The 25,976-nt window shown below is 73.5% G+C and carries 20 protein-coding genes; 15 read left to right on the top strand and 5 right to left on the bottom strand.

The window, feature by feature from the left end; translation table 11 throughout:
* The first annotated feature begins 117 nt into the window (after nt 1-117).
* The 4 genes from ACIRS4_RS01445 (at nt 118) to ACIRS4_RS01430 (ending at nt 5,514) form a co-directional block, all read left to right on the top strand.
* On the top strand, nt 118-960 hold the full coding sequence (locus tag ACIRS4_RS01445) for an oxygenase MpaB family protein (RefSeq protein WP_404188299.1): 843 nt from the start codon (nt 118-120) through the stop codon (nt 958-960).
* Nucleotides 961-1,168: 208 nt separating this feature from the next.
* Complete coding sequence (locus ACIRS4_RS01440; protein WP_404188296.1) at nt 1,169-2,776, top strand: phytoene desaturase family protein; 1,608 nt, start codon at nt 1,169-1,171, stop codon at nt 2,774-2,776.
* A 60-nt stretch (nt 2,777-2,836) separates the two neighbouring features.
* Entirely contained in the window at nt 2,837-3,946 is a 1,110-nt protein-coding gene (locus tag ACIRS4_RS01435; RefSeq protein ID WP_404188293.1) for an NAD(P)H-dependent flavin oxidoreductase, read from the top strand.
* Nucleotides 3,943-5,514, top strand: a complete 1,572-nt coding sequence (locus ACIRS4_RS01430) for an acyl-CoA synthetase (protein ID WP_404188290.1) — start codon at nt 3,943-3,945, stop codon at nt 5,512-5,514. Before ACIRS4_RS01435 ends, ACIRS4_RS01430 begins: the two co-directional genes overlap by 4 nt.
* 99 nt (nt 5,515-5,613) lie before the next feature.
* Here ACIRS4_RS01430 and ACIRS4_RS01425 read toward each other — a convergent pair whose 3' ends face one another.
* Nucleotides 5,614-8,103: a penicillin acylase family protein gene (locus ACIRS4_RS01425; RefSeq protein ID WP_404188287.1), complete on the bottom strand. Its 2,490-nt coding sequence runs from the start codon at nt 8,101-8,103 to the stop codon at nt 5,614-5,616.
* 155 nt (nt 8,104-8,258) lie between these two features.
* Here ACIRS4_RS01425 and ACIRS4_RS01420 point away from each other — a divergent pair, with 155 nt between their 5' ends.
* Nucleotides 8,259-9,755, top strand: coding sequence for an acyl-CoA synthetase (locus ACIRS4_RS01420; protein ID WP_404188285.1), 1,497 nt, complete (start codon nt 8,259-8,261; stop codon nt 9,753-9,755).
* A gap of 75 nt (nt 9,756-9,830) precedes the next feature.
* Nucleotides 9,831-10,700 carry an alpha/beta fold hydrolase gene (locus ACIRS4_RS01415; RefSeq protein WP_404188284.1) on the top strand — a complete coding sequence of 290 codons (870 nt, stop codon included), beginning with the start codon at nt 9,831-9,833 and terminating at the stop codon, nt 10,698-10,700.
* A 49-nt stretch (nt 10,701-10,749) separates the two neighbouring features.
* Here the strand turns inward: ACIRS4_RS01415 and ACIRS4_RS01410 are convergent, their stop codons facing one another.
* Nucleotides 10,750-12,360, bottom strand: a complete 1,611-nt coding sequence (locus tag ACIRS4_RS01410; protein WP_404188283.1) for an acyl-CoA synthetase — start codon at nt 12,358-12,360, stop codon at nt 10,750-10,752.
* A 165-nt stretch (nt 12,361-12,525) separates the two neighbouring features.
* Here ACIRS4_RS01410 and ACIRS4_RS01405 point away from each other — a divergent pair, with 165 nt between their 5' ends.
* From ACIRS4_RS01405 to ACIRS4_RS01370, 8 genes are all read left to right on the top strand, one after another.
* Nucleotides 12,526-13,326, top strand: coding sequence for a crotonase/enoyl-CoA hydratase family protein (locus ACIRS4_RS01405; RefSeq protein ID WP_404188281.1), 801 nt, complete (start codon nt 12,526-12,528; stop codon nt 13,324-13,326).
* Between the two features lie 9 nt (nt 13,327-13,335).
* Entirely contained in the window at nt 13,336-14,277 is a 942-nt protein-coding gene (locus ACIRS4_RS01400) for a Zn-ribbon domain-containing OB-fold protein (protein WP_404188280.1), read from the top strand.
* A complete protein-coding gene (locus ACIRS4_RS01395) occupies nt 14,274-15,362 on the top strand; it encodes a thiolase domain-containing protein (RefSeq protein WP_404188277.1) in 1,089 nt (362 codons plus the stop codon). Before ACIRS4_RS01400 ends, ACIRS4_RS01395 begins: the two co-directional genes overlap by 4 nt.
* On the top strand, nt 15,359-16,525 hold the full coding sequence (locus ACIRS4_RS01390) for a thiolase domain-containing protein (protein ID WP_404188274.1): 1,167 nt from the start codon (nt 15,359-15,361) through the stop codon (nt 16,523-16,525). Before ACIRS4_RS01395 ends, ACIRS4_RS01390 begins: the two co-directional genes overlap by 4 nt.
* 82 nt (nt 16,526-16,607) lie before the next feature.
* Nucleotides 16,608-16,850: a DUF397 domain-containing protein gene (locus ACIRS4_RS01385; protein ID WP_404188272.1), complete on the top strand. Its 243-nt coding sequence runs from the start codon at nt 16,608-16,610 to the stop codon at nt 16,848-16,850.
* 175 nt (nt 16,851-17,025) lie between these two features.
* The gene (locus ACIRS4_RS01380; RefSeq protein WP_404188269.1) at nt 17,026-17,925 is read left to right on the top strand and encodes a universal stress protein; all 900 of its coding nucleotides are present in this window, start codon (nt 17,026-17,028) and stop codon (nt 17,923-17,925) included.
* 48 nt (nt 17,926-17,973) lie between these two features.
* Nucleotides 17,974-18,576, top strand: a complete 603-nt coding sequence (locus ACIRS4_RS01375; protein ID WP_404188267.1) for a CGNR zinc finger domain-containing protein — start codon at nt 17,974-17,976, stop codon at nt 18,574-18,576.
* Between the two features lie 122 nt (nt 18,577-18,698).
* Nucleotides 18,699-19,196, top strand: coding sequence for a hypothetical protein (locus ACIRS4_RS01370; RefSeq protein ID WP_351089562.1), 498 nt, complete (start codon nt 18,699-18,701; stop codon nt 19,194-19,196).
* A gap of 42 nt (nt 19,197-19,238) precedes the next feature.
* Here the strand turns inward: ACIRS4_RS01370 and ACIRS4_RS01365 are convergent, their stop codons facing one another.
* Nucleotides 19,239-21,212, bottom strand: a complete 1,974-nt coding sequence (locus tag ACIRS4_RS01365; RefSeq protein WP_404188264.1) for an N-acetylmuramoyl-L-alanine amidase — start codon at nt 21,210-21,212, stop codon at nt 19,239-19,241.
* 272 nt (nt 21,213-21,484) lie between these two features.
* Nucleotides 21,485-22,624 carry an aminoglycoside phosphotransferase family protein gene (locus ACIRS4_RS01360; RefSeq protein WP_404188261.1) on the bottom strand — a complete coding sequence of 380 codons (1,140 nt, stop codon included), beginning with the start codon at nt 22,622-22,624 and terminating at the stop codon, nt 21,485-21,487.
* Between the two features lie 232 nt (nt 22,625-22,856).
* Here ACIRS4_RS01360 and ACIRS4_RS01355 point away from each other — a divergent pair, with 232 nt between their 5' ends.
* On the top strand, nt 22,857-24,359 hold the full coding sequence (locus tag ACIRS4_RS01355) for a hypothetical protein (protein ID WP_404188258.1): 1,503 nt from the start codon (nt 22,857-22,859) through the stop codon (nt 24,357-24,359).
* A gap of 9 nt (nt 24,360-24,368) precedes the next feature.
* Here ACIRS4_RS01355 and ACIRS4_RS01350 read toward each other — a convergent pair whose 3' ends face one another.
* The gene (locus ACIRS4_RS01350) at nt 24,369-25,811 is read right to left on the bottom strand and encodes a PP2C family protein-serine/threonine phosphatase (protein WP_404188256.1); all 1,443 of its coding nucleotides are present in this window, start codon (nt 25,809-25,811) and stop codon (nt 24,369-24,371) included.
* Nucleotides 25,812-25,976: the final 165 nt, after the last annotated feature.

The raw sequence follows: 25,976 nt of genomic DNA, 5'->3' as shown, positions 1-25,976 counted from the left end.
GCCGCAGGCTTTGTCCGTATTTTATCGCTTTCACCGGGTCCGGCGGAGCGTGCCCCTGGATCGGTGCGCGAGCCGCTGCCCCTGTCGCCCACCGCACGACCTGGCCATACTGCCCCTATGACGGCCGACCCGGGGTTGTTCACCCCCGCGAGCGTGACCTGGCAGCTGCACGCCGACCCCATGATGTGGGTCGCCGGGATCCGCGCGCTCTACCTCCAGGCACTGCACCCCCGTGCCGTACGCGGCGTCATGGAGAACTCCGACTTCCGCGAGGACGCCTGGGGCCGGCTCATGCGCACCGCGAACTTCGTCGGCACCACCACCTACGGCACCACCGATGCCGCCGAGAAGGCAGGCGCCCGCGTCCGCAAGGTCCACCGCATGCTCTCCGCGACCGACCCGGAATCCGGCGAGCGGTTCGGCGTCGACGAACCCGAGCTGCTGCTGTGGGTGCACTGCGCCGAGATCGACTCCTATCTGCATGTCCTGCGCCGCTCCGGCTACCCCCTCACCGACGCGGCCGCCGACCGCTACCTGGCCGAACACCGCGTCAGTGCCCGTCTGGCGGGCCTCGACCCCGACGCCGTGCCCGCAGACCGGGCGGACATGGCGGCCTACTTCGAGAAGATGCGCCCCGAGCTCGCCGCCGGCGCCGACGCCCGCGCGGTCGACGACTTCCTGCTCCGCCCGCCGGTGCACCCCCTGCTCGTGCCGGCCCGCGCTGTGCTGTGGCGGCACGTGGCGCGCCTGGCCTACGACTCGCTGCCGTCGTACGCCCACGAGCTGTACGGCAGGAGCGCCCCGCACCCCGCCGCCGTCACCCGGCGGTTGCGCGCGACCGGCGCCCTCCTGCGCGCCGTACCGGCACGCGTGCGATGGCAGTTGCCGCCCAAACACGTCCTGCGCGCCATGGCCCGCCTCGGTCCCGACGCCCGCCCCGCACCCCGCAGGGCCCGGTAGCCGGCCCAGCCGTCACACCCAGCCCGCCTCCGTGTACAGCCGCCCGTCCCTGATGCCGTCGAGTGCCGCCCGGGTGTAGTCGACCACCGGGTACCCCGGCGGCCCGGGCGGCGCGGCCCCCGCAGCCCCCATGGCGTGCCCTCTCCGGGATCCCGGCGCCCGGCGGGCACCCCTGGCCGACCTTGATCGCCTCGTGTTACCAAGAACCATGCCTGCACACGAGGGACACGATCGCGCTCCGCGTCACGACCGCCGCGCCTACGACGCCGTCATCGTCGGCGGCGGCCACAACGGGCTGGTAGCCGCCGCGTATCTGGCGCGGGCCGGCCGGTCCGTGCTGGTGCTGGAACGGCTCGGCCACACCGGCGGCGCCGCCGTCTCCACCCGCCCGTTCGCCGGCGTGGACGCCCGGCTGTCGCGCTACTCCTACCTGGTCAGCCTGCTGCCGCGGAAGATCGTCCGCGATCTCGGCCTCGACTTCCGCGTCCAGAGCCGCACGATCTCCTCGTACACGCCCGTGGAACGGGGCGGACGGCCGACCGGACTGCTCGTCGGCGGCGGCGAGGAGCGCACCCGGGAGGCGTTCGCCCGGCTGACCGGCGGCGAGCGGGAGTACGCCGCCTGGCAGCGCTTCTACGCCATGACGGGGCGCGTCGCCGAACGGGTCTTCCCGACGCTCACCGAACCGCTGCCCACCCGGGAGGAGCTGCGCCGGCGCGTCGACGACGAGGAGGCCTGGAGGGTCCTCTTCGAGGAGCCGGTCGGCACGGCGATCGAGGAACGCTTCACGGACGACCTGGTGCGGGGCGTCGTCCTGACCGACGCGCTGATCGGCACCTTCGCCGACGCCCACGACCCCTCCCTGAAGCAGAACCGCTGCTTCCTCTACCACGTGATCGGCGGCGGCACCGGCGCCTGGGACGTGCCCGTCGGCGGCATGGGCGCCCTCACCGACGCCCTCGCGACCGCCGCCCGGGAGGCGGGCGCCGTCATCGCCACGGGCCACGAGGCCGTGAGGATCACCGCCGACGGCCGCAGCGCCGAGGTCGCCTACCGCAGCGCCGACGGCGAGGGTGTCGTCGCGGCCCGGCACGTCCTGGTCAACGCCTCCCCGCGGGCGCTCGCGGACCTCACCGGCGACGAGCCGCCCGCCCCCGCCGAGGGCGCCCAGCTCAAGGTGAACATGCTGCTCGAGCGGCTGCCCCGGCTGCGGGACACCTCCGTGGACCCGCGCGAGGCCTTCGCCGGCACCTTCCACATCGCCGAGGGCTACGAGCAGCTCGCCGCCGCCCACGCCCAGGCCGCGGCCGGCTCGCGGCCGGCCGCGCCGCCGTCCGAGATCTACTGTCACTCGCTGACCGACCCAGGCATCCTCGGCCCCGACCTGGTCGCGCGGGGCTACCAGACGCTGACGCTGTTCGGACTGCACACCCCTGCCCGCCTCTTCGCCCGGGACAACGACGCCGTCCGCGAGGAGCTGCTCAGGGCCACTCTCGCCCAGCTCGACGCCCACCTCGCCGAACCCCTCGCCGACTGCCTGGCCACCGACGCCGAGGGCCGCCCCTGCATCGAGGCCAAGACCCCGCTGGACCTGGAACACGACCTCGGTCTGCCCGGCGGCAACATCTTCCACCGGGAACTCGCCTGGCCCTACGCCCAGGAAGGCGCCGGCCGCTGGGGCGTGGCGACCCGGCACGCCAACGTCCTGCTGTGCGGCGCGGGCGCGGTGCGCGGGGGAGGGGTGAGCGGGGTGCCGGGGCACAACGCGGCGATGGCGGTGCTGGAGGGCGAGGCGGGAGAAGCGGCCGGAACATAAATCTGACGGAGCATCAGAAAAGCTCTTCCGTCGTCCGGGCGGCTGCGGCATCCTGCGCCCATGCAGACGGAGCTGAGCAACCAACTCGGAGTCGAGCACGCCGTCTTCGGCTTCACGCCGTTCCCCGCAGTGGCCGCGGCCATCAGCCGCGCCGGCGGGTTCGGCGTGCTCGGCGCGGTCCGCTACACCGCCCCCGACGACCTCAAACGCGACCTCGACTGGATCGAGGCGCACGTCGACGGCCGCCCCTACGGCCTGGACGTCGTCATGCCCGCGAAGAAGGTCGAAGGCGTCAGCGAGGCCGATGTCGAGGCGATGATCCCCGACGGGCACCGGCGGTTCGTGCGGGAGACCCTCGCCAAGTACGGGGTGCCCGAGCTGCCCGAGGGCGAGGCGTCCGGGTGGCGCATCACCGGGTGGATGGAGCAGGTCGCCCGCAGCCAGCTCGACGTCGCCTTCGACTACCCGATCCGGCTGCTCGCCAACGCCCTCGGCTCCCCGCCCGCCGACGTCGTGGCCCGCGCGCACGAGCGGGACGTGCTGGTCGCCGCGCTCGCGGGCAGCGCCCGGCACGCGGAGAAACACCGGGACGCCGGGATCGACATCGTCGTCGCCCAGGGATACGAGGCCGGGGGCCACACCGGTGAGATCGCCTCCATGGTCCTCACCCCCGAAGCCGTCGACGCCGTCGCCCCGCTGCCCGTGCTCGCCGCCGGGGGCATCGGCAGCGGCCGGCAGATCGCCGCCGCCCTCGCCCTCGGCGCGCAGGGCGTGTGGCTCGGCTCGCTCTGGCTCACCACCGCCGAGGCCGACCTGCACTCGCCCGCCCTCACCCGCAAGCTCCTCGCGGCCGGCTCCGGCGACACCGTCCGCTCCCGCGCCCTCACCGGCAAGCCCGCGCGTCAGCTCCGCACCGACTGGACCGACGCCTGGGACGCCCCGGACGGGCCCGGCACCCTCCCGATGCCTCTCCAGGGGCTGCTGGTGGCCGACGCCGTCTCGCGCATCCAGAAGTACGAGGTCGACCCTCTGCTCGGCACGCCGGTCGGCCAGATCGTCGGGCGGATGAACGAGGTCCGCAGCGTCCGGGCCGTCTTCGACGACCTCACCCGCGGCTTCGAGCAGGCCGTCGACCGCGTGAACCGCATCGCAGGAAGGAGCGGCCAGTGACGAACACGCCGAACACGCCGAGCGCGCCCCCCGCCGGCTTCTGGGCGCAGGCCGCCGCCGATCCCGGCCGCGTCGTCCTGATCGCCCCGGACGGCGAGGAATGGACCGCCGGGCGGCTGCACTCGGCCGCCAACCGCCTCGTGCACGGTCTGCGCGCGGCCGGCCTCGAACGCGGCGACGCCTTCGCGGTCGTGCTGCCCAACTCGACGGAGTTCCTCACCGCCTACCTCGCGGCCACCCAGGCCGGGTTCTACCTCGTCCCCGTCAACCACCATCTGGTCGGCCCCGAGATCGCCTGGATCGTCTCCGACTCCGGCGCCAAAGTCCTCATCGCCCACGAGCGTCACGGCGAGCAGGCCGCCCGCGCCGCCGACGAGGCGGGCCTGCCCGCCACCCACCGGTACGCCGTCGGCGAGGTCGACGGCTTCCGCCCGTACGCCGAACTCCTCGCCGGGCAGCCGGAGTCGGCGCCCGCCGACCGCACGCTCGGCTGGGTCATGAACTACACCTCGGGCACGACCGGCCGCCCGCGCGGCATCCGCCGTCCGCTGCCCGGCAAGCCCCCCGAGGAGGCGTACCTCGGCGGCTTCCTCGGCATCTTCGGCGTCCGGCCCTTCGACGACAACGTGCACCTCGTCTGCTCGCCGCTCTACCACACGGCGGTCCTCCAGTTCGCGGGCGCGTCCCTGCACATCGGCCACCGTCTCGTCGTCATGGACAAGTGGACCCCCGAGGAGATGCTCCGCCTCATCGACGCCCACCGCTGCACCCACACGCACATGGTCCCCACCCAGTTCCACCGTCTCCTGGCCCTCCCGGGCGAGGTGCGCGCGCGGTACGACGTCTCGTCCATGCGGCACGCCATCCACGGCGCCGCGCCCTGCCCGGACCATGTGAAGCGGGCGATGATCGACTGGTGGGGCGACTGCGTGGAGGAGTACTACGCGGCCAGCGAGGGCGGCGGCGCCTTCGCCACCGCGGAGGACTGGCTGAAGAAGCCGGGCACGGTCGGCAAGGCCTGGCCCATCAGCGAACTCGCGATCTTCGACGACGACGGCGAGCGGCTGCCGCCCGGCCGGCTCGGCACGGTGTACATGAAGATGACCACGGGCGGCTTCAGCTATCACAAGGACGCGGACAAGACCCGCAAGAACCGCATCGGCGACTTCTTCACCGTCGGAGACCTCGGCTGCCTCGACGAGGACGGCTACCTCTTCCTCCGCGACCGCAAGATCGACCTGATCATCTCGGGCGGCGTCAACATCTATCCCGCCGAGATCGAGTCCGCCCTCCTCGCCCACCCCGCCGTAGCCGACGCGGCCGCCTTCGGCATCCCGCACGACGACTGGGGCGAGGAGGTGAAGGCGGTCGTCGAACCGGCCCCCGGCCACGAACCCGGCCCCACCCTCGCCGCCGCCCTGCTCGCCCACTGCACCGAACGCCTCGCCGGCTACAAGCGCCCCAAGACGGTCGACTTCATCACCGAGATGCCCCGCGATCCCAACGGGAAGCTCTACAAACGCCGCCTGCGCGAGCCGTACTGGGAGGGCCGGGACAAGGCGGTGTGAGACACCTCGGCCGCCGAGGGGCGGTACGGCGACGCAGGGTGGCCGTCCGCACCTCACCGGGGGCGGGGCGGATCACGCCGCCCCGCCCCCGGTCAGGGGTCAGCGGCGTTCTCCCGCCCACACCACCCTCAGCGCCGGCGAGCGCAGGATGTCCCGCTCGCAGAACCGGGACGTCACCCACTTCTGCGCCGAGAACAGCCGGGTCTGGTCGACGTGATGGCGCGACGCGGGGTTCGACGACTGGGAGTACGCCAGCAGCGTCCGGGCCACCGGGCAGCGGCTGCCGTCCCAGCCGACGGCCTGGATGTAGCTGGAGCCGGTCGACACCTCGGTGTAGCCGCCGCCCGTCGGATTCCACACCGCCTCGACCTTGTTCCACACGCCGAGCCCCTCGGTGCCGCCCGGCACCGGGACGCGCTGCCCGCCGCGTACGACGAACTGGTGGTCGCCGAGCGGGGCGTCGAGCGGGATGCGCGCCGCCCGCAGTTCCAAGACCGCGTCCGCGAGAGCCGAAGTGAAGTCGGACGAGCCGGTGTTCAGCGTGTTCGGGGTGCGGACCGGGTCGGCCGCGGAGAACGGGACCTGCCACTGCTGGGCCGCCGGGAACTTCCGCCAGAAGCGGTCGAAGAGCAGCGCGCCCCGGCTGGCGGGGTCGGTGGTGCGGTCCCAGGCGGCCAGCACCGCACACGCCTCGCCCACGTCGACCGCCTTGCCGTCGCTGCCGGTCGCCGTGCCGCCCGGCAGCGCCGCGCACGCCTTCGCCGCGTCGGCCGCGGCCAGAGCGCCGGCCGGCGCCCGGTCGGCGAACTGCTGCCGTTGCAGGTCCGCCACGGTGAGACCGCCGCGCCGGGCCAGCGCCGCGACGTCCTCGATCGCGCCCCTGGTCCGCAACGAACGGACGGTGCCCGTCGTGCCGAAGACGCGTTCGTAACCCGTGAGCGGCCGGTCCGCGTTGGCGAGCCAGGCGCTGTCGTTGGAGTTCTCCGCGTACGGGGCGTCGGTCAGCGTGGGCAGCTTCGCCGGTCCGAAGACGCCCGGCTCGACCGCGTCGGCGTCACGGCCCAGCGCGCAGTCGCCGCGTGAACCGTCGAGGACCGCCACCCCGGACGCCGGATAGGTCACCCTGCCGAGCGGGGTGGAGCAGCGCCGGGCCAGCTCGTCGGTGATCCGGGGCAGCACCTGGGACTGGGTGAACAGGGTGTGGCCGCCGGAGTCGGCGGCGACGGTGTTCACCCACGGCAGGCCCTGAGTGCGGCGCAGCGCCGCCAGGACGTCGGCCGTGCCGCGGGCCGCGCTGAAGCCGAGGGCGGTGTCGGAGGCGCGCAGGTTGGTGGCGTTGGGGTCGTTGAGCGCGTAGGCCGTGGTGGTGCTCCAGGGCAGCGGCAGCGTGGGGCCGAGAGCGGTGACGACGGGGCCGTACCGCGTCCACCACTGCGTGCGGCTCACCGGGGGGCCGTCCTGGACGGGGACGGTCACCGTCCGCCGCGTCATGCGCTCGGACGTGCCGTCGACCAGGTACGCCGTCGGGTCGGCCGGGTCCAGCGTCAGCTGGTGCAGGTTGAGGGGGACGCCGGTGGCCACGGTGTGGCTCCAGGCGACACGTTCGTTGTGCCCGATGGACATGGTCGGAGTGCCGAGCAGCGAGGCGCCCGCGACGTTCAGCCGGCCCGGGATGGTCTGCTGGGACTGCCAGAAACGCCGGCCGCCCTGCCAGGGGTAGTGCGGGTTGCCGAGCAGCAGGCCGCGGCCGTTCGCCGTGGTCGCGCCGCTGAAGGCGACCGCGTTGGAGCCCATGTCGGCGGTGTCGGCGGCGAAGAGCTCGGCGGCGGCGCGGGCGGCGGCCCCGGCGTCGGGAGCCGCGGCGGACGGGGCGGCGCCGGAGGCGGTGGGCGGCTGGGCGGCCGTGATGCCGTCGACGGCGCGGCCCTGACCGCCGAGGACGGCGAGCGCGTAGCCGCGCGCGGCCACGTCGACCGTGGTGATCGGGCGCACCCACGCGGCGCCTTTGCACGCCGGGTCGGTGATCCGGTTCTGCCGCAGCCAGGCGTTGTACCCGGCGGCGAAGCCCCGCATCAGGTCCTTGGCGGTACGGCTCGGGCCGGCGGGCGCGGGCCGGGCGAGCAGGCGCTCCACCGTGCCCGCCTCCCGCGCCCCGCGGAAGTACAGGTCGCTGGAGAGGTTCCGGGCGGCCGAGGAGAGCGAGGAGTCGGGCGCCGCGTCGGCTCCGAAGTACCGTGACCGTTCCCCGCGCACGGTCACGAAACCGTCGGCGAGCACGCACACCTGGTCGGCGGCCTGCGCCCACCCCGTGCCGAACCCGAGATTCGCGTGGTCGCGCGCGAGGATGTGCGGGATGCCGTACTCGGTGTAGCGGATGACGGCGGACAGACCGCCGAAGGAGTGGCGTTCCTGCCGGTCCGGCGCGGCCTGCCGCTCGGCCGCCGACGCCGGCAGGGCCGCGGTGGCGGTGAGCAGCGCGACCGCGGCGACGGCGAGCCGTCCGACCCGGGAGCGGGTGAACGGTTTCGCGCGAGTGCGGGGCGATCGCCTGACACGCGGGTGAGCCGGGCGCTTCGTGCGGAGACGCATGGTGCCTCCCAACAGCGTTGAGGGAAGGGGCGGTTGAGCGTACCAACGGGTATGTCCGGTGTCAGTGCGTCGTACCGGGACGCAGCCACGTCCGGCCGGACGCGGAACGCGCCGCGACTTGACCCGCCCCGGCCGCCGTCCGAGGATCTTGTGCCATGACCCCCGGACACGGCAGTACCGTCGACGGCGTGCTGCGGCGCAGCGCCCGCCGTACCCCGGCACGCGTCGCGGTCGAGTACCGCGACCGCACCTGGACCTACGAGGAGCTCGACGAGGCGGTCTCCCGCGCGGCGAGCGTCCTGCTCGGCCGGAGCCTCGCCCCCGGCGACCGGGTCGCTGCCTACGGCCACAACTCCGACGCCTACCTCGTCGGCTTCCTGGCCTGCGCCCGCGCCGGGCTGGTGCACGTCCCCGTGAACCAGAACCTCACCGGCGACGACCTCGCCTACATCCTCGGCCAGTCGGGCAGCTCCCTGGTGCTCACCGACCCCGACCTCGCCGACCGGCTCCCCGACGGCGTCCCCACGCTGCCCCTGCGCGACGCCGACGGCTCGCTGCTCGCCCGGCTCGCCGAGGCCGCCCCGTACGACGGCCCCGAGCCGCGCAGCGAGGACCTGGTCCAGCTGCTGTACACCTCCGGCACGACGGCCCTGCCCAAGGGCGCGATGATGACCCACCGCGCCCTGGTGCACGAGTACCTGAGCGCGATCACCGCCCTCGACCTGAGCGCCGGCGACCGCCCCGCGCACGCGCTGCCGCTGTACCACTCGGCGCAGATGCACGTGTTCCTGCTGCCGTACCTCGCCACCGGCGCGACGAACGTCATCCTCGACGCGCCGGACGGCGACACGCTCCTCGACCTCGTCGAAGCCGGCCGCGTCGACAGCCTCTTCGCCCCGCCCACCGTGTGGATCGCCCTCACCAACCGCCCCGACTTCGCCGACCGCGACCTCGGGGGGCTGCGCAAGGCCTACTACGGGGCGTCGATCATGCCGGTGCCCGTGCTGGAGCGGTTGCGCGAACGCCTCCCCAAGCTCGCCCTCTACAACTGCTTCGGGCAGAGCGAGATCGGCCCGCTCGCCACCGTGCTGGCCCCGGAGGAGCACAAGGGCCGCCTGGACTCGTGCGGACGGACCGTGCTCTTCGTCGACGCGCGCGTGGTCGACGACAGGGGCGAGGACGTCCCCGACGGCGAGCCCGGCGAGATCGTCTACCGCTCCCCGCAGCTCTGCGAGGGCTACTGGGACAAGCCGGAGGAGACCTCGGCGGCCTTCCGCGACGGCTGGTTCCACTCCGGGGACCTCGCCGTGCGCGACGCCCACGGCTACTTCACGATCGTCGACCGTGTGAAGGACGTCATCAACTCCGGTGGCGTGCTGGTCGCTTCACGACAGGTCGAGGACGCGCTGTACACGCACGAGGCGGTCGCCGAGGCCGCGGTGATCGGGCTGCCCGACGAGAAGTGGATCGAGGCGGTCACCGCGGTCGTCGTCGCGCGCGGCGAGGTGACCGAGGACGAACTGGTCGCCCACACGAAGGAGAAGCTGCCCGCCTTCAAGGCGCCCAAGCGGGTGCTGTTCGTGGACGAACTCCCGCGCAACGCCAGCGGCAAGATCCTCAAGCGTGAACTCCGTGAGAGGTTCGCCCGGTAGCGGGTGAAGCCGGTACGGCCGGCGTGCTCCGCAACCGCGTTGCACGCGGACCGCGCGTGCGGTGAAGATCGACACATGCCGACCTTCACCGCGTCCGACGGAACCGAACTCGCCTACCACGTCCGGGGCGAGGGCGAGCCGCTCGTCGTCCTGCCCGGCGGGCCCATGCAGGCCTCCGAGTACCTGGGGGACCTGGGCGGACTCACCGCCCACCGCCGGCTGATCCTGCTCGACCCGCGAGGCACCGGCGACTCCGCCGTACCGGCGGACCCGGCGACCTACCGCTGCGACCGGCAGATCGACGACGTGGAAGCGCTCCGCGTCCGGCTGGGGCTGGACCGGATGGACGTGCTCGCCCACTCGGCGGGCGGCAACCTGGCCCTGCTGTACGCGGCCCGGCATCCCCGGCGGGTGGCCCGGCTCGCGCTCGTCACCGTCATCCCCTGGGCCCTGGGCCGGCCGGCCACGCCCGAGGAACGGCTGGCGGCCGCGCTGCTGCGCAAGGACGAGCCGTGGTTCGCGGCCGTCTTCCCGGCGTTCCGGGCCTGGCTCGCGGGCGAGGAGGTGACCGACGAGGACTTCGCGGCGTTCGGCGGCTTCTTCTACGGCCGCTGGGACGACACCGCCCGCGCCCACGCGGCCGGCATGGAGGCGCGGGCCAACGTCGAGGCGGAGGAGCGCTTCCACGGGCCCGGCGCCTACGACCCGCCGGCACTGCGCGCCGCGCTCGCCGAGGTGACCGCCCCCGCGCTGGTCCTCGCCGGCGGCGCCGACGGCGGCCCGTGCCCCGCCGCCGCCCGCCTCCTCGCCGACGTGCTCCCGAACGCCGAATTCGCCGTCCAGCCCGACGCCGGCCACTACCCGTGGCTGGACGACCCGCAATGGTTCACCCGTCGTACGGCCGCTTTCCTGAACGCCGCCGCGCCGACGGCCCCGGCGAGGTAAGGCCCCCTCGTGCCGGCGGGCCGGCCACAGCCCTCGTGTCCGCCGGCGCTCAGTGGTCCGACGCCGCTGCCACGTCCCGGGCCCAGCGGTAGTCCGCCTTGCCGCTGGGGGAGCGGCGGATGGAGTCCGTGATGACCAACTGGCGGGGGACCTTGTAGCCGGCGAGGCGGGTGCGGCAGTGGGTCTGGATGTCCTCCAGGGAGGGGGACTGCGCGCCGCCGCGCAATTGCACCACGGCCGCCACATGGTTGCCCCACGTCGGATCGGGCACGCCGGCCACCAAGGCGTCGTACACGTCCGGGTGGGCCTTGAGCGCCTGCTCGACCTCCTCCGGGTACACCTTCTCGCCGCCGGTGTTGATGCACTGCGAGCCACGGCCGAGGACGACGACCACGTCGTCCGCGTCGACGGTGGCCATGTCACCGAGGAGCACCCAGCGCTCCCCGTCCTTCTCGAAGAACGTCTCGGCCGATTTCGCCGGGTCGTTGTAGTAGCCCAGGGGCACGTGTCCGCGCTGCGCGACCCGGCCCACCTCACCGGCCGCGACGGGCTCGTGCGTCACCGGATCGACCACCTGCGTACGGGAGTTGACGCGAATGCGGAAACCCCGCTCGGGGCCGGAGTCGTCCGTCGCCGTGCCGTTGAACCCGGACTCCGAGGAGCCGAAGTTGTTCAGCAGCATCGCGTTCGGCATCAGCGCCCGGAACTGGCGGCGGACCGTGTCCGACATGATCGCCCCGGACGAGGAGACGCTGAACACCGACGAGCAGTCGACGCCCTTCATCGGCCCCTCCAGCGCGTCGATCAGCGGCCTGAGCATCGCGTCGCCGACCAGGGAGATGCTGGTGACCTTCTCCTTCTCGATCGTCCGCAGCGCCTCTTCCGGCACGAACTTACGGTGGATGACGACGCGTTGGCCGAAGTTGAAGCCGATGAACGCGGTCAGCGTGGACGTGCCGTGCATCAGCGGGGGAGTGGGGAAGAAGGTGATCCCGGACCCGCCGGCCGCCACCCGCTCGGCGATCTCCTGCGGCTTCCTGACCGGCTCACCGGTCGGCGCGCCACCCCCCAACCCCGCGAAGAACAAGTCCTCCTGACGCCACATCACACCCTTCGGGAGCCCGGTGGTGCCCCCGGTGTAGATGATGAACTGGTCGTCCCCGGAACGCTCCGGGAACCCGCGCTCGGCGGATCCGCCCGCCTCCGCCTCGGCGAACGGCACGGCGGTGACGCCCTCCGCCGCCCCGCCCACCCGGATCAGATGACGCAGCGCCGGGGTCTGCGGCAGCGCCCCCTTCACCCGGGGGGCGAACTCCGCGTCGAAGACGAGGGCGGCCAGGTCGGCGTCCCGGTAGAGATAGACCAACTCTTCTTCTACATAGCGGTAGTTGACGTTGACCGGCACGATCCGCGCCTTCAGGCAGCCGAGCACCGTCTGGAGGTACTCGATGCCGTTGTAGAGGTGCAGCCCGAGGTGCTCGCCGGGGCGTATCCCGCTGTCGAGGAGATGGTGGCCGATGCGGTTGGCCGCCGCGTCCAGCTCCGCGTACGTCAGCCGGCGCTCCGCGCCCGTGCCCGGATGGTCCACGTAGACGAGCGCCTCACGCTCCGGCACCACGTCGGCCACCGACTCGAACAGGTCGGCAAGGTTGTACTCCACCGCTCCTCCTGACCTCGCTGCCCCTCGTTCGCCGGTCATCAGAGCAAAGGGCGCGGCAAGTGGGAAGGGTCCGCGCCAATAAATCTGACTGTGTGTCAGAAAACCCTTGAAGTGCCTCACCGCCTCCTGCAACCTGTTCTCGTTCTGTCAGAGGGGAGATGGGTGATGGGCGGTACGGAACATCTCACCGTGCGGCGCGAGGGCGCCACACTCGTGCTCACGCTCAACCGGCCCGAAGCGAAGAACGCGCTCTCGATCGCGCTGCTCGTCGGGCTCTACGACGGCTGGGTGGAGGCCGACGCCGACGACACGGTCCGCTCGATCGTCCTCACCGGCGCCGGCGGCTCGTTCTGCGCCGGCATGGACCTCAAGGCCCTCGCCGGCAAGGGCATGGAAGGGGAGCGGTACCGCGACCGGCTCAAGGCCGACCCGGACCTGCACTGGAAGGCGATGCTGCGCCACCACCGCCCCCGCAAGCCCGTGATCGCCGCCGTGGAGGGCCACTGCGTGGCGGGCGGCACCGAGATGCTCCAGGGCACCGACATCCGCGTCGCGGGGGAATCGGCGACCTTCGGCCTCTTCGAGGTCAGGCGCGGCCTGTTCCCCATCGGCGGTTCCACGGTCCGCCTCCAGCGCCAGATCCCACGCACCCACGCCCTGGAGATGCTGCTCACCGGACGCCCGTACAGCGCCCGCGAGGCAGCGGACATCGGTCTCGTGGGCCACGTCGTCCCCGACGGCACCGCCCTGACCAAGGCGCTGGAGATCGCCGAGCAGATCAACGCCTGCGGCCCGCTCGCCGTCGAGGCCGTCAAGGCGTCGGTGTACGACACCGCCGAGATGAGCGAGACGGACGGCCTCGCCGCCGAACTCGCCCGCGGCTGGCCCGTCTTCGACACGGCGGACGCCAGGGAAGGCGCCCGTGCCTTCGCCGAGAAGCGACCGCCCGTCTACCAGCGCGCCTGAGGAGTCCCCGTGCCCGAATTGCTCAAAGCGCCCCTCGTCGTCGAGTTCCCCTTCACCCGCTCCCTCGGCCCCGTCCAGAGCGCCTTCCTGACCGGCCTGCGCGAACGCGTGGTCCTCGCGGTGCGCACCGCCGACGGCCGCACCCTCGTCCCGCCCGTCGAGTACGACCCCGTCACCGCCGAGGAGATCGGCGACCTCGTGGAAGTCGCCCCCACCGGCACGGTCACCACCTGGGCCTGGAACCACGAGCCCCGCCGCGGCCAGCCCCTCGACACCCCGTTCGCCTGGGCCCTCGTCCGTCTCGACGGCGCCGACACCGCCCTGCTGCACGCCCTGGACGCCCCGGGACCCGACGCCGTCCACACCGGCATGCGCGTACGGATCCGCTGGGCCGAGGACCGCACCGGCGCCATCACCGACATCGCCTGCTTCGAACCCTACGACGGCGAAGCGGCCGAACCCGGCGGCCACACGGGCGAGTTCGACGACCGGGTCACCGGCGTCGTCGCCCACGCCCGCCTCGACTACACCTACTCCCCGGGCCGCGCCCAGAGCGGCTACATCGCCGCGCTCTCCGAACGCCGCACCGTCGGCGAACGCTGCCCCTCCTGCCGCAAGGTGTACGTCCCACCCCGAGGCGCCTGCCCCACCTGCGGCGTCCCCACCGCCGAACAGGTCGAGGTCGGCCCCCGCGGCACCGTCACCACCTTCTGCATCGTCAACATCAAAGCGAAGAACCTCGACATAGAGGTCCCCTACGTCTACGCCCACATCGCCCTCGACGGCGCCGGCCTCGCCCTGCACGGGCGCATCGGCGGCATCCCCTACGACCAGGTGCGCATGGGCCTGCGCGTCGAACCCGTGTGGACCGACGGCGCCCGCTACCCCGACCACTACCGGCCCACCGGCGAACCCGACGCGGACTACGACGCCTACAAGGAGCTGCTATGACCCCCTCGGACGCGGCCGTCCCCGAGGAAGCGCCCGGCGTCCGCGACGTCGCCGTCGTCGCCTTCGCGCAGACCGACGTCCTGCGCACCACCGACGAGCTCTCCGAAGTCGAGATGCTCATGCCGGTCCTGCACGAGGTCCTGGACCGCACCGGCCTGAAGACCGCAGACATCGGCTTCACCTGCTCCGGCTCCAGCGACTACCTCGCCGGCCGCGCCTTCTCCTTCACCCTCGCCCTCGACGGCGTCGGCGCGTGGCCCCCGATCTCCGAGTCCCACGTCGAGATGGACGGCGCCTGGGCCCTGTACGAGGCCTGGACCAAACTGCTCACCGGCGACGCGGACACCGCCCTCGTCTACTCCTACGGCAAGTCCTCGCCCGGCTCGCTGCGCGACGTCCTCACCCGCCAGCTCGACCCGTACTACGTGGCCCCCCTGTGGCCCGACTCCGTCGCCCTCGCCGCCCTCCAGGCGCAGGCCCTGATCGACGCCGGCGACGCCGACGAACCGGCCCTCGCCGCGATCGGCGCCCGCAGCCGGCGCGCCGCCACCCTCAACCGCCATGCCCAGTCCAGGGGTTCGGCCCCCCAGGGCGACTACGTCGTACGGCCCCTGCGCGCCGGCGACTGCCCGCCCGTCGGCGACGGCGCCGCCGCCGTGATCCTCGCCGCCGGCGACAGGGCACGCGAACTGTGCTCCCGGCCCGCCTGGATCCGCGGTGTCGACCACCGCACCGAGGCCCACTCCCTGGGCGTGCGCGACCTCACCGACTCGCCCTCGACCCGCCTCGCCGCCGAACGCGCCGGCGTCTTCGAACGCCCCGTCGACACAGCCGAGTTGCACGCCCCGTTCACCTCCCAGGAGATCGTCCTGCGCAAGGCGCTGCGCCTCGACGACAGCGTGCGCGTCAACCTCTCCGGCGGCGCCCTGGCCGCGAACCCGATGATGGCCGCCGGACTCGTCCGCATCGGCGAGGCCGCCGCCCGCATCCATCGCGGCGAGTCCGACCGCGCCCTCGCCCACGCCACCTCCGGCCCGTGCCTGCAGCAGAACCTGGTCGCCGTACTCGAAGGGGATCCGCGATGAGCAAGGAACCCGTGGCCGTCGTCGGCATCGGACAGACCAAGCACGTCGCCGCCCGACGGGACGTCTCCATCGCCGGCCTGGTCCGCGAGGCCGCCCGACGCGCCCTCGACGACGCCGAGCTGACCTGGGCCGACGTCGACGCCGTCGTCATCGGCAAGGCGCCCGACTTCTTCGAGGGCGTCATGATGCCGGAGCTGTACCTCGCCGACGCCCTCGGCGCCGTCGGCAAACCCATGCTGCGCGTCCACACGGCCGGCTCCGTCGGCGGATCCACCGCGCTGGTCGCCGCGAACCTCGTCGCCGCCCGTGTCCACGCCACCGTGCTTACCCTGGCCTTCGAGAAGCAGTCCGAGTCGAACGCCATGTGGGGCCTGTCCCTGCCGATCCCCTTCCAGCAGCCCCTCCTCGCCGGCGCCGGCGGCTTCTTCGCCCCCCACGTGCGCGCGTACATGCGGCGCAGCGGCGCACCCGACAGCGTCGGCTCCCTCGTCGCCTACAAGGACCGCCGCAACGCCCTCAAGAACCCCTGGGCCCACCTCCACGAACACGACATCACGCTGGAGAAGGTCCAGGCCTCGCCCATGCTGTGGGACCCGATCCGCTACTCCGAGACCTGCCCCTCCTCCGACGGCGCCTGCGCCATGATCCTCACCGACCGCGCCGGGGCCGCCCGTTCACCGCGGCCGCCCGCCTGGATGCTCGGCGGAGCGATGCGCAGCGAACCGACGCTCTTCGCCGGCAAGGACTTCGTCTCCCCGCGGGCCGGCCGCGAATGCGCCGCCGACGTCTACCGCCAGGCCGGCGTCAGCGACCCGCGCCGCGACATCGACGCCGCGGAGATCTACGTACCGTTCTCCTGGTACGAGCCCATGTGGCTGGAGAACCTCGGCTTCGCCGACGAGGGCGAGGGCTGGAAGCTCACCGAGGCCGGCGTGACCGAGCTCGACGGCGACCTGCCCGTCAACATGTCGGGCGGCGTGCTCTCCACCAACCCCATCGGCGCCTCCGGCATGATCCGCTTCGCGGAGGCGGCGCTCCAGGTGCGCGGCCAGGCGGGCGAGCACCAGGTGGACGGGGCCAGGAAGGTCCTCGGCCACGCCTACGGCGGCGGCTCGCAGTTCTTCTCCATGTGGCTCGTGGGGGCGCGGCCGCCCGTGTCCTGAAAGGTCCCCCTCAGGTGCTCTGTCGGGGTCCGTCACCGGTCGCTAGGCTGGCCGCGGACGACGAACCGGGAGGAGCACGGACGTGGCCGAGAGCACCATCCAACAGCAGCCGTTCGCGAGCTGGGACAAGCCGGAGCTGGACCTCAGCAGGGCCGAGTGGCAGTCCAGCAGCCGGGGCCGGGGGGATGTCCAGATCGCCTTCGTCGAGGGGTTCGTCGCGATGCGCAACAGCGGCCGCCCCGAGAGCCCGTCCCTGATCTTCAGCCCCGCCGAGTGGGGCGCGTTCGTCTCAGGGGCCCGGGAAGGGGAGTTCGACCTCACCTGAGCGCCGGCCGTCCCGCCGAGCCGTCAGAAGCCGCTCGGGTGTCCGCCGCGGCGGGCCGAACCGGCGGTGTTCCCCCTCGAATTCCGGACACGCGACCCACGGCGCCCCGCCCGCGCCGCACGCTGGGCCAGGCTGGGCCCAGCAGGACGAAGGTCGTATCCCGGAGGTGAGGACCATGAGCACCCTGCCGGTCGTCGCGGCGGTCGACGGTTCCGACGACAGCTGGCGCGCCCTGGACTGGGCCGTCGAGGCCGCACGACGGCGCGGGGCGCCGTTGCGCGTGGCGCACGTGCGGCAGTACTCCGTCTGGACCCCGCCCGGCGGCCCGGTGGTCGTGCCCCCGCCGCCGGACGGCGACCCGGTGCTCGCCGACGCCCGCGCCCGCCTGGAGGGCCGACCCGGCCCGAGGGGAACCGAGTACGTCGGCCTGGACGGGGCTCCGGGCGCGCTCCTTCCCGAACTGGGCGCCGAGGCCGAGCTGCTGGTGCTCGGCTCCCGGGGGCGGGGAGGCTTCGCGAGCCTGCTGCTCGGCTCCAACGGCCTGAGTGCCGCCCGCGACGCCGAGTGCCCGGTGGTGATCGTCCCCCGGCCGGGCCGCGACGTCGACGGGCCGGAACAGGAGCCCGGGCCCCGCGTGGTCGTCGGCCTCAACGTGGACGGCCCCGACGACGCCGCGCTCGGCTTCGCCTTCACCGAGGCCGCCCTGCGCGAGGCCCGCCTCCAGGTGGTCGCCGCATACCCGTGGCCCGTCCAGACCTGGGCCGCCCCCGGGGAACTGCAGGCGCCGCCCGTGGACCAGGACGTCGTCGAACGCGAGACCCGCACCCTCACCGAGGGCTTCCTCGCCGCCCACCGCGACCGCCACCCCGGGGTCCGGGCGGAGCCGTGGCCCGCCCCCGGCGACGCGGCCGCCCACCTGGTCGCCGCCTCGAAGGACGCCGCCCTGGTCGTCGTGGGCCGGCACCGCCGCCGCCTCCTGGCCCCGGCCCGCATGCTCGGCTCGGTCACCCACGCGGTCCTGCTGCACGCGGCGAGCCCGGTCGCGGTGGTGCCGCCCGCACCGGCGGAGGAATGAGACACCCGCCGAGCACTAATGGCACGTGCGGGGCCTATCATTAGGCGCATGCCGCCCGCGCAGCCCGCCGACACCCGCCTCGCCCTTGACCTCGCGCTCACCGTCCGGCACGACGGCCACGGCGGTGTCGCCGACGACCTCGCCGACCCCGAGAGCCTGGCCGTATGGATACGCGGCCACGCCGACGACCTCCCGGGCGCCGCCGTACACCTCCCCGACGTCGGCGACCTCGCCGCCGTCCGTGAAGTGCGCGCCGCCGTCCGCGCCCTCTTCGCCCACGCCGTGCGCCCCGGCGAGCCGAGCCCCGCGGACGCCGCCCGGCTGCTGCCCGTGCCCGAGGCCCTCGACCGCCTCAACAGGGCCGCCGCCCGCACCCCCACCGTCCCCGTCCTGCGCTGGACGCCGGACGCCGGACCCGTGAGCGACCGCCGCCCGGCACCCGGCCCCGACGACCTCGCCGCCGCCCTCGCCCAGGCCGCCATCGCCTTCCTGACCGGCCCCGACCGCCACCGCCTGCGCGCCTGCCACGCCCCCCGCTGCGTGCGCTACTTCCTCAAGGACCACCCCCGCCAGGAGTGGTGCAAACCGTCCTGCGGCAACAGAGCGAGAGTCGCCCGCCACCACGAACGCCACAAGCAGCCGGCGACCTGAAAGCAAGCGGCGACCGCCACGCCCCAGGGGCGCGGGGAAGCGACCCCCCGCCGGACCAGCACCCGGCAACGAGCCGCGTCCTCCCCGCGCCACCGCGCTACGGCACCCCGTACCATTGCGGCATGTCGTTCCTCCGCCGCCGCAGCGCCACTCCCGCCGGGCCCGACTTCGACGTCCTGGCCATGGATCCGGGCGACTGGCCCGGCAACCTCGGCGCCGGCCTGCTGCCCGCCCCCGACGGCACCTGCCAGGGCGTCTTCCTGCGCTACGACCTCTTCGGCGGCCGCGGCCCCGCGATGATCATCGGCAACCTCCCGGAGGGCTCCCCGGCCCGTGACGTCGAGGAGGGCGAGGTGCCCTTCGAGGTCGCCCAACTGCTGCTCGCGCTGGAGAACGACGAGGAGGTGACCGTCGTCGGCACCGAGGACATGCCTGTGATGCAGGGCGACAACCTCCTGATCGTGCGCCGCCTCAAGCTCTCCGAGAGCCGCATCTCCTGCGTGCAGTTCGACCGCAGCGACAACGTCCTCGTCACCATCGCCGCCTGGGACCGCCCCATCACCGACGACCTGTACGCCCTGCTGAAGCCGCTCCCGGCGGAGCTCTTCCAGCAGGGCTGAGCACCCGCCCCCCTCAACGGGCCGGGTGCTCACGCCGGGCGGTTACGAGGCGGACGCCGTCACGTCCGCCGCGCGGACGAACGCCACCCGGTGCCCGAACTGGATCTCGTAGTACTCGTCCTTGCCGACCACCACCTTGTGCGCGTCGGTGGCGAAGCCGACCGCGTAGTAGTACTCGCCCGGCACCTTGTCGCCGACCACGTACTTCTGCCCCTTCGGCAGCCGGTACGGCAGCGGCGACACCGCCTGGACCGGCACCCCGGCCGGATAGGCCGACGCCTCCGGGTAGGCCCGCCCGTAGACCGGCACACTGTCCAGCCCCTCCTTCGGGGTCACCACCACGCCCTTCGCGGGCACCGCCGTCGGCTGCGCCGGCGGGTTGCGGAACCAGGCCTTCTGTCCCAGGTACCAGATCGCCGTCCAGTCGCCCCACCGCTCGGCGACCGCGTACTGCTGACCGGTGGAGACGCGCGAGGAGATGTCGTTCACCCCGGTGCCCGGCGTGGTGCCCAGGCCCGCGTCCTGGATCAGCGGGGACTTCTCGTCGTGGTCGGAGTGCAGCCGCACCTCGCTGGAACCGTGCGCCGCGCACGGCTCGCCCTTGGCGACACAGCCCGTGAAGACCGGCCGGTTGGCGGCGTAGTCCGGACGGATCGTCACCAGAGCGCTGTTGCGACGGGCCGTGGCCTTCACCGGACGGCCCAGCAGCTCGAAGTAGTGCGCCCAGTCCCAGTACGGTCCCGGGTCGGTGTGCATCCCCGGCACCGCCGCCGACGTCGGACCGGGCACGTTGGAGTGACCCAGGATGTGCTGCCGGTCCAGCGGAATGCCGTACTTCCCCGCCAGGTACGTCACCAGGCGGGCCGACGAGCGGTACATCGCCTCCGTGTACCAGGAGTCCGGGTAGGCGAGGAACCCCTCGTGCTCCAGCCCGATCGACTTGGCGTTGACGTACCAGTTGCCCGCGTGCCACGCCACGTCCTTCGCCTTCACATGCTGGGCGACATGGCCGTCGGTCGAGCGCAGCGAGTACTGCCAGGACACATACGTCGGGTCCTGGACCAGATTGATGACGCCTTCCCAGCCGCCCTCGGTGTCGTGGACGACGATGTACTTGATGGACTGGGCCGCCGGGCGGTCGCCCAGGTCGTGGTTTCCGTAGTCGCCGTCGCCGAACTGCTGGTAGGGCGCCGGGATCCACTCGCAGGAGACGCCCGCCGGACACTCGGTGCCCTCGGCGGCGGCCGCCCGCAGACCGGTCTGCCTCAGCTGCCCCTTCTTGGGCGCCATGCGCGGACGCGGGGACAGGGCGACGCGCTGCCCGGCGTCGGTGGTGCGCTCCTCGCCGGTGCGGAGCACGTCGAACACGTCGTCGGCGTACGCGGCGGCCGTCGCGCTGTCCTCGGCGCCGGAGAAACCGGCCACCGCTCCGTACCAGTCCGCCGGGTCGGCGCTCAGCGGCGCGCCCAGGTCGCGCTGGGCGAAGGCGAGGAGGGCGGCGCCGCCGGTGATGTTGGCCGCCGGGTCGGTGCGCAGCCGCTCCAGGCTCATGCCGGTGAGCTCGGCGGCCTTGACGAGCGTGCGCAGCCGGGCCGGGAGGTCGACGGCGTCCACGTGGGCCGGGTGCGGGCGCAGGGGAGGGCGGGCGTCGTCGCCGCGCGAGTCCTCCCTGCCCTCGCTGTGGTGGGGGGCCTTGGCGAGGGCGGTGCGGGCGTCGGTGAGGTGCATCGGCCCGTAGCCTCCGGTCACGCTCGGCGCGCCGCTGTGCGCGTCCCAGCGGGACTGGAGGTAGGAGACGGCCAGCAGCACGCTCTGCGGCACCCGGTACTTCTCGGCCGCGGCGGCGAACGCCTGCTGCAGCGTGTCCGGGGAGGCCGCGGCGGGGGAGGCCCGGTCGGGGGCCGGGCCGGCGCCCAGCAGGGGCATCAGCAGGGCCGCCGAGGCGACGGCGCCGGCGGCTCTTCGGGCGCGTCGGTGTCCGGCGGGGGTGTGGGGGGCGGGGACGGGTCCTCGCAATGCGGCCTCCTGGGACGAGCGAGCGGGCGGGGCGTGCGGGGCCGAACGTGCGTCAGTCGTACCGGCTTGCCGACGGTCCGTCAATCATGCCCAAAGGAGGACGATTTCCCTTGTCAAGAGGGGTTCGGGGCGTTTCGCGCCGACGGCGCAAGCGGTGCCCGCCGACCGTTGTGCAGGGGCCGGGAGACGGAGGGCGCGCGGAGAGGCCCGCGGTGCGCCGCCGCTCTGGCGCACCGCGGGCCTTCTGGTCCGCTGGGATCGGTGAGGGACCCTCAGCGGGTGCCGACCGCCGCCCGGACGGCCCGCCGGGCCAGCTGGCAGTCGTCGTGCAGCCGTCGCAGCAGCAGTCGCTGCTCCTCGCCGGAGGGCACGGCTCCAGGGTGGGCCGCCCCCGCGACCGCCGGGGCCGCGTCGTGCATCGAACGCTGCACGGCCGTCTCGTAGGTGCGGATCTCACGGGTCAGCACCAGCATCAGGTTCACCAGGAAGGCGTCCCGGGAGGCCGGGCCCGCGGACTGCGCGATCTGGCTGATCTGACGGCGCGCCACCGGCGCGTCACCGAGGACCGCCCACAGCGTGGCCAGGTCGTAGCCCGGCAGGTACCAGCCCGCGTGCTCCCAGTCCACCAGCACTGGACCGGCCGGTGAGAGGAGCATGTTCGACAGCAGGGCGTCGCCGTGGCAGAACTGGCCCATGCCCTGCCGGCCGGCGCTCGCCGCGATGCCGTGCAGGAGCTTTTGGAGGTCGCCCAGATCCCGGTCGGTGAGCAGCCCCAGCTCGTGGTAGCGGGAGATCCGGGCCGCGTAGTCCAGCGGCGCGTCGAACGTGCCCGCCGGGGGCCGCCAGGCGTTGAGGCGGCAGACCGCGCCGAGCGCCGCCCTGATGTCGGCCCTCGGCGGGGCCTCTGTCGGATGCCGTTGGAGCGCCGCGACCCGGCCGGGCATCCGCTCGACGACCAGGGTGCAGTTGTCCGGGTCCGCCGCGATCAGTCTCGGCGCCCGCACTGGGGGGCGGTGCCGGACGAACGTGCGGTATGCCGCTATCTCGTGCCGGATCCGCTCGGACCACGCCGGGGAGTGGTCCAGTAAACACTTGGCGACGGCCGTGCTGCGTCCCGTGGTGCCGACCAGGAGCACGGAGCGGCCGCTGCGGCGCAGCACCTGCACCGGTGCGAACTCCGGACAGATCCGGTGCACCGACGCGATCGCCGTGCGCAGTTGGGCGCCCTGGGGGCCGGACAGGTCCAGTCGCCCGCTGAGCGGCTGCGTGCCGAGCACCCCGGGGCGCCGGCCGCGGCCCGCGCCGAGCACGGGCGGCGTGGCCCGGGCGGGGTCGAGGTACGGGCCGCCGCCGCCCGGACGGATGCGCGGCGACCGGGGCGGTGCGGACACGGAGGACGATGCTGCGTACATGGGCGAAACAGATCCCTTCGTGTGCCGGACGTGATGACGCTGCCCCGACCGGCCCCTGCGGGTGCACCCTGGGGAATGTCCCTCGGCGACCGGGTCGGGGTGGCGCGTTCCTACCTGACACCCGTCGCCCAGTGGCACACCATCTGGCGCACCCTGGCGAAACCCTGGCGAATAGTCGCCCGGCAACTTTTGCGGGCTACTGTCAACTCAGCCGAGAACCTGGGGGCTTGACGTGAGCGGACAACCCAACACCCGCCTGGCGGACCTGTTCGGCCTGGCCGGCTGGTCCAAGGGTGAACTCGCGAGGCTGGTCAACCGGCAGGCGGCGGCCATGGGCCACCTCCAGCTGGCGACGGACACCTCCCGGGTGCGGCGGTGGATCGACATGGGAGAGATCCCGCGCGATCCGGTGCCGCGGGTGCTGGCGGCTCTGTTCACCGAGCGTCTCGGCCGTGTCGTGACCATCGAGGACCTCGGTCTGGTACGGCACGGGCGTGCGGGGAAACGGCGGGGCGGCGGGAGTGAGGAACATCCCGACGGCGTGCCGTGGGCGCCCGAACGGACCGCCGCGGTCCTCACCGAATTCACGGGAATGGACCTCATGCTCAACCGACGCGGCTTGGTGGGCGCGGGTGCCGTGCTCGCCGCGGGATCAGCACTCAGCAGCGCCATGTACGACTGGCTGCACACCGACCCCATCCTCTCCGCCGACGCTCCTGTCGTCGGCCGTAACTTCGTCCAGGCCGAACCGGCCGGCTACGACCGCTACGAGGCCGCTCCCGTGGGCGCGGCCGAGGTCGACGAACTGGAGTCCTCCGTGGAGGTGTTCCGCGCCTGGGACGCCGCTCGTGGCGGCGGACTCCAGCGCAAGGCCGTGGTGGGCCAGCTCAACGAGGTGGGCGGCATGCTCGCCTACCGCCACCCGCCCCATCTCCAGCGCCGCCTGTGGGGCGTCGCCGCCAACCTGGCCGTCCTCGCGGGCTGGATGTCGCACGACGTCGGCCTGGAGCCCACTGCGCAGAAGTACTTCGTCATCGCCGCCCACGCCGCGCGCGAGGGGGGCGACCGGCCCCGGGCCGGCGAGGCGCTGTCCCGGGCGGCCCGGCAGATGGTCCACCTGGGCCGTCCCGACGACGCCCTGGACCTGATGAAGCTCGCCCAGTCCGGATCCGGCGACCAGGTGCTGCCGCGGACCCGGGCGATGTTCCACACCATCGAGGCCTGGGCACAGGCGTCGATGGGCAAGAGCCAGGCCGTGCGCCGCACCCTCGGTCAGGCGGAGGACCTGTTCGTCTCCGACAAGAGCGATGTGCCGCCGCCCAGTTGGATGCAGTTGTTCAACGAGGCGGATCTGTACGGCATGCAGGCGCTGGCCTATCGCACGCTGGCGGAGTTCGAGCCGGGCGCCGCCGCCCACGCCCAGCACTACGCGGACAAGGCGCTGGCGCTGCGGGCCGACGCCCAGGAGAGGTCGAAGATCTTCGACTTCCTCTCCATGGCCTCGGCGTGCTTCATCGCCGACGACCCCGAGCAGGCGGACAGGTTCGCGCGCCTCGCGCTGGTGTCGATGGGTCAGAACTCCTCGCGCCGCACCTGGGACCGGCTGCGCCAGATGTACCGGCTCACGGCCGAGTACACCGGTTCCCCGAGGATCGGCGAGCTGCGGGAGGAGATCCGCCAGGCGCTGCCGAAGACGAAGGCGAAGGGGGGCAGCGGCGGCAGCGCCTGGCTGTGAGCCGGCCGGTCAGGGGGTGCCGGGGCGGTCGGGAGCCGTCACCCGGGCGACGAGCAGACAGGCGTCGTCCTCGCGTCCGCTCCCGCCGCACTCCTGGACGACCAGCCGCACGCAGTCCTGTGCGGTGTGCGTGCCGTGCAGCCGGGGGGCGAGGCCGAGGAGGCGGTCCTCCGTTTCGGCCGGTGTGCCGCCCCCGGGCGCCAGCCCGTCGGTGTGCAGCAGGAGCAGGTCGCCTTCCTGGAGGGTCTCCTCGGCCTGACCGTAGGCGGCGCCCGGGGTGGCGCCGAGCAGGACGCCGTCCGGGCCGGTCAGCCGGCGCCCCGTCCCCGCGCGGAACAGCAGCGGAGCGGGGTGTCCGGCCCGCGCCCACAACAGGGTGCGGCGGTCGGGGAGATAGCGGCAGCACAGGGCGCTGCCCAGGGCCGGCTGGGCGTCGGCTTCGAGTAACTGGTCGAGCCAGGAGAGCAGTTGGGCCGGGTGGGTGCCCGCCATGGCCATGCCGCGCAGAGCGCCCAGCAGCATCGCCATGGTGGAGGCGACGGCCGGGCCCTGCCCGGTGAGACCGCCCACGCTCAACAGCGTCTCGTTGTCGGAGAGTTCGAGGGCGTCGTACCAGTCTCCGCCGAGCGGTGAACTCGCGCGGGCGGGCAGTCGGCGGGCGGCCAGGTCGAGGCAGCGGGGTCCGGTGTGAGGCAGCCGCAGGGGGCCCCGCCCGGGCGGCAGTACGGCCTGCTGGAGTTCGGTCGCCCACCGGTGCTCGGCGCGGGCCGTCCGGCGGTGCAGGCGCAGTGAGTCGCGGCTCTCGCTGACCTCTCGCCTGCCGTGCCGCAGGATGCTGACGTCCCGGAGCACGGCCCACATCGCACAGGTGCCGCCGTCGGCGTCGACCACGGGCTCGCCCATCATGTGCAGGGCGCGGATCTCGCCGTCCGGCCGGACGATCCGGAACTCCCCGTCGATGGGGCGGCCGTCGACGAGGCAGGCCGTGACCATCGCCGTCAGGGCGCGTCGGTCCTCCTCCAGGACCAGTGAGGGGAGTTCGTCGAGGGTGAGCGGGGGTGCGGCCGGGTCACGGCCGAGGATCCGGTACAGCTCCGCCGACCAGAGGGCGTCGTCGGTGAGCAGGTTCCACTCGGCGCTGCCGACCGGGCCGATCAGCGCGTCATGCCGGCCGGCGGCAGATGCGGCGGGTGCGGGGTCGGCTTCGCCGACGGGGGAGGGGCCGTCCCGCAGCTGGGCCAAGTGCGCGTGCACATCCCCGAGTTGCCGTAGCGCGAGGTCGCAGAGCGCACGCTGCCAGCGGTCCTGCGGGTCGGATCCGTCGCCCTGCGCGTCCCGCCGGACGGCGTCCACCTCGCCCGTGAGCCGTCGCGTCTGCGTCATCAGAGCGTCGACCCTGCCACGCCCTGGCGGTTGGGCGGCGGGGCGGTCCGCGGAGCGGGGGGACGGCATGACGCACTCCGATGGGGGGACGGGACGGCCGGGACGGGAGGGGCCGTTACGACTCTGGCACAGCCCGCCACGCGCTGTAAGGGATTTGGCAACACCCGATCCGGTGATGCGTCCGGCATATGCCACAGTCTTCATGTCCAGGTCATGGGGTGCGAACGGTGTACC

Source organism: Streptomyces sp. NPDC101166 (assembly GCF_044768125.1).
Lineage (GTDB): Bacteria > Actinomycetota > Actinomycetes > Streptomycetales > Streptomycetaceae > Streptomyces.
This window is presented reverse-complemented; position numbering and strand designations above follow the sequence as displayed.

What these genes read in the sequence shown, in the direction of transcription:
- ACIRS4_RS01395 (WP_404188277.1), top strand. Translation starts at nt 14,274, where the DNA reads ATGACCCCCTCGGACGCGGCCGTCCCCGAGGAAGCGCCCGGCGTCCGC.
- ACIRS4_RS01445 (WP_404188299.1), top strand. Translation starts at nt 118, where the DNA reads ATGACGGCCGACCCGGGGTTGTTCACCCCCGCGAGCGTGACCTGGCAG.
- ACIRS4_RS01380 (WP_404188269.1), top strand. Translation starts at nt 17,026, where the DNA reads ATGAGCACCCTGCCGGTCGTCGCGGCGGTCGACGGTTCCGACGACAGC.
- ACIRS4_RS01435 (WP_404188293.1), top strand. Translation starts at nt 2,837, where the DNA reads ATGCAGACGGAGCTGAGCAACCAACTCGGAGTCGAGCACGCCGTCTTC.
- ACIRS4_RS01415 (WP_404188284.1), top strand. Translation starts at nt 9,831, where the DNA reads ATGCCGACCTTCACCGCGTCCGACGGAACCGAACTCGCCTACCACGTC.
- ACIRS4_RS01425 (WP_404188287.1), bottom strand. Translation starts at nt 8,103, where the DNA reads ATGCGTCTCCGCACGAAGCGCCCGGCTCACCCGCGTGTCAGGCGATCG.
- ACIRS4_RS01420 (WP_404188285.1), top strand. Translation starts at nt 8,259, where the DNA reads ATGACCCCCGGACACGGCAGTACCGTCGACGGCGTGCTGCGGCGCAGC.
- ACIRS4_RS01405 (WP_404188281.1), top strand. Translation starts at nt 12,526, where the DNA reads ATGGGCGGTACGGAACATCTCACCGTGCGGCGCGAGGGCGCCACACTC.
- ACIRS4_RS01370 (WP_351089562.1), top strand. Translation starts at nt 18,699, where the DNA reads ATGTCGTTCCTCCGCCGCCGCAGCGCCACTCCCGCCGGGCCCGACTTC.
- ACIRS4_RS01390 (WP_404188274.1), top strand. Translation starts at nt 15,359, where the DNA reads ATGAGCAAGGAACCCGTGGCCGTCGTCGGCATCGGACAGACCAAGCAC.
- ACIRS4_RS01350 (WP_404188256.1), bottom strand. Translation starts at nt 25,811, where the DNA reads ATGCCGTCCCCCCGCTCCGCGGACCGCCCCGCCGCCCAACCGCCAGGG.
- ACIRS4_RS01440 (WP_404188296.1), top strand. Translation starts at nt 1,169, where the DNA reads ATGCCTGCACACGAGGGACACGATCGCGCTCCGCGTCACGACCGCCGC.
- ACIRS4_RS01360 (WP_404188261.1), bottom strand. Translation starts at nt 22,624, where the DNA reads ATGTACGCAGCATCGTCCTCCGTGTCCGCACCGCCCCGGTCGCCGCGC.
- ACIRS4_RS01375 (WP_404188267.1), top strand. Translation starts at nt 17,974, where the DNA reads ATGCCGCCCGCGCAGCCCGCCGACACCCGCCTCGCCCTTGACCTCGCG.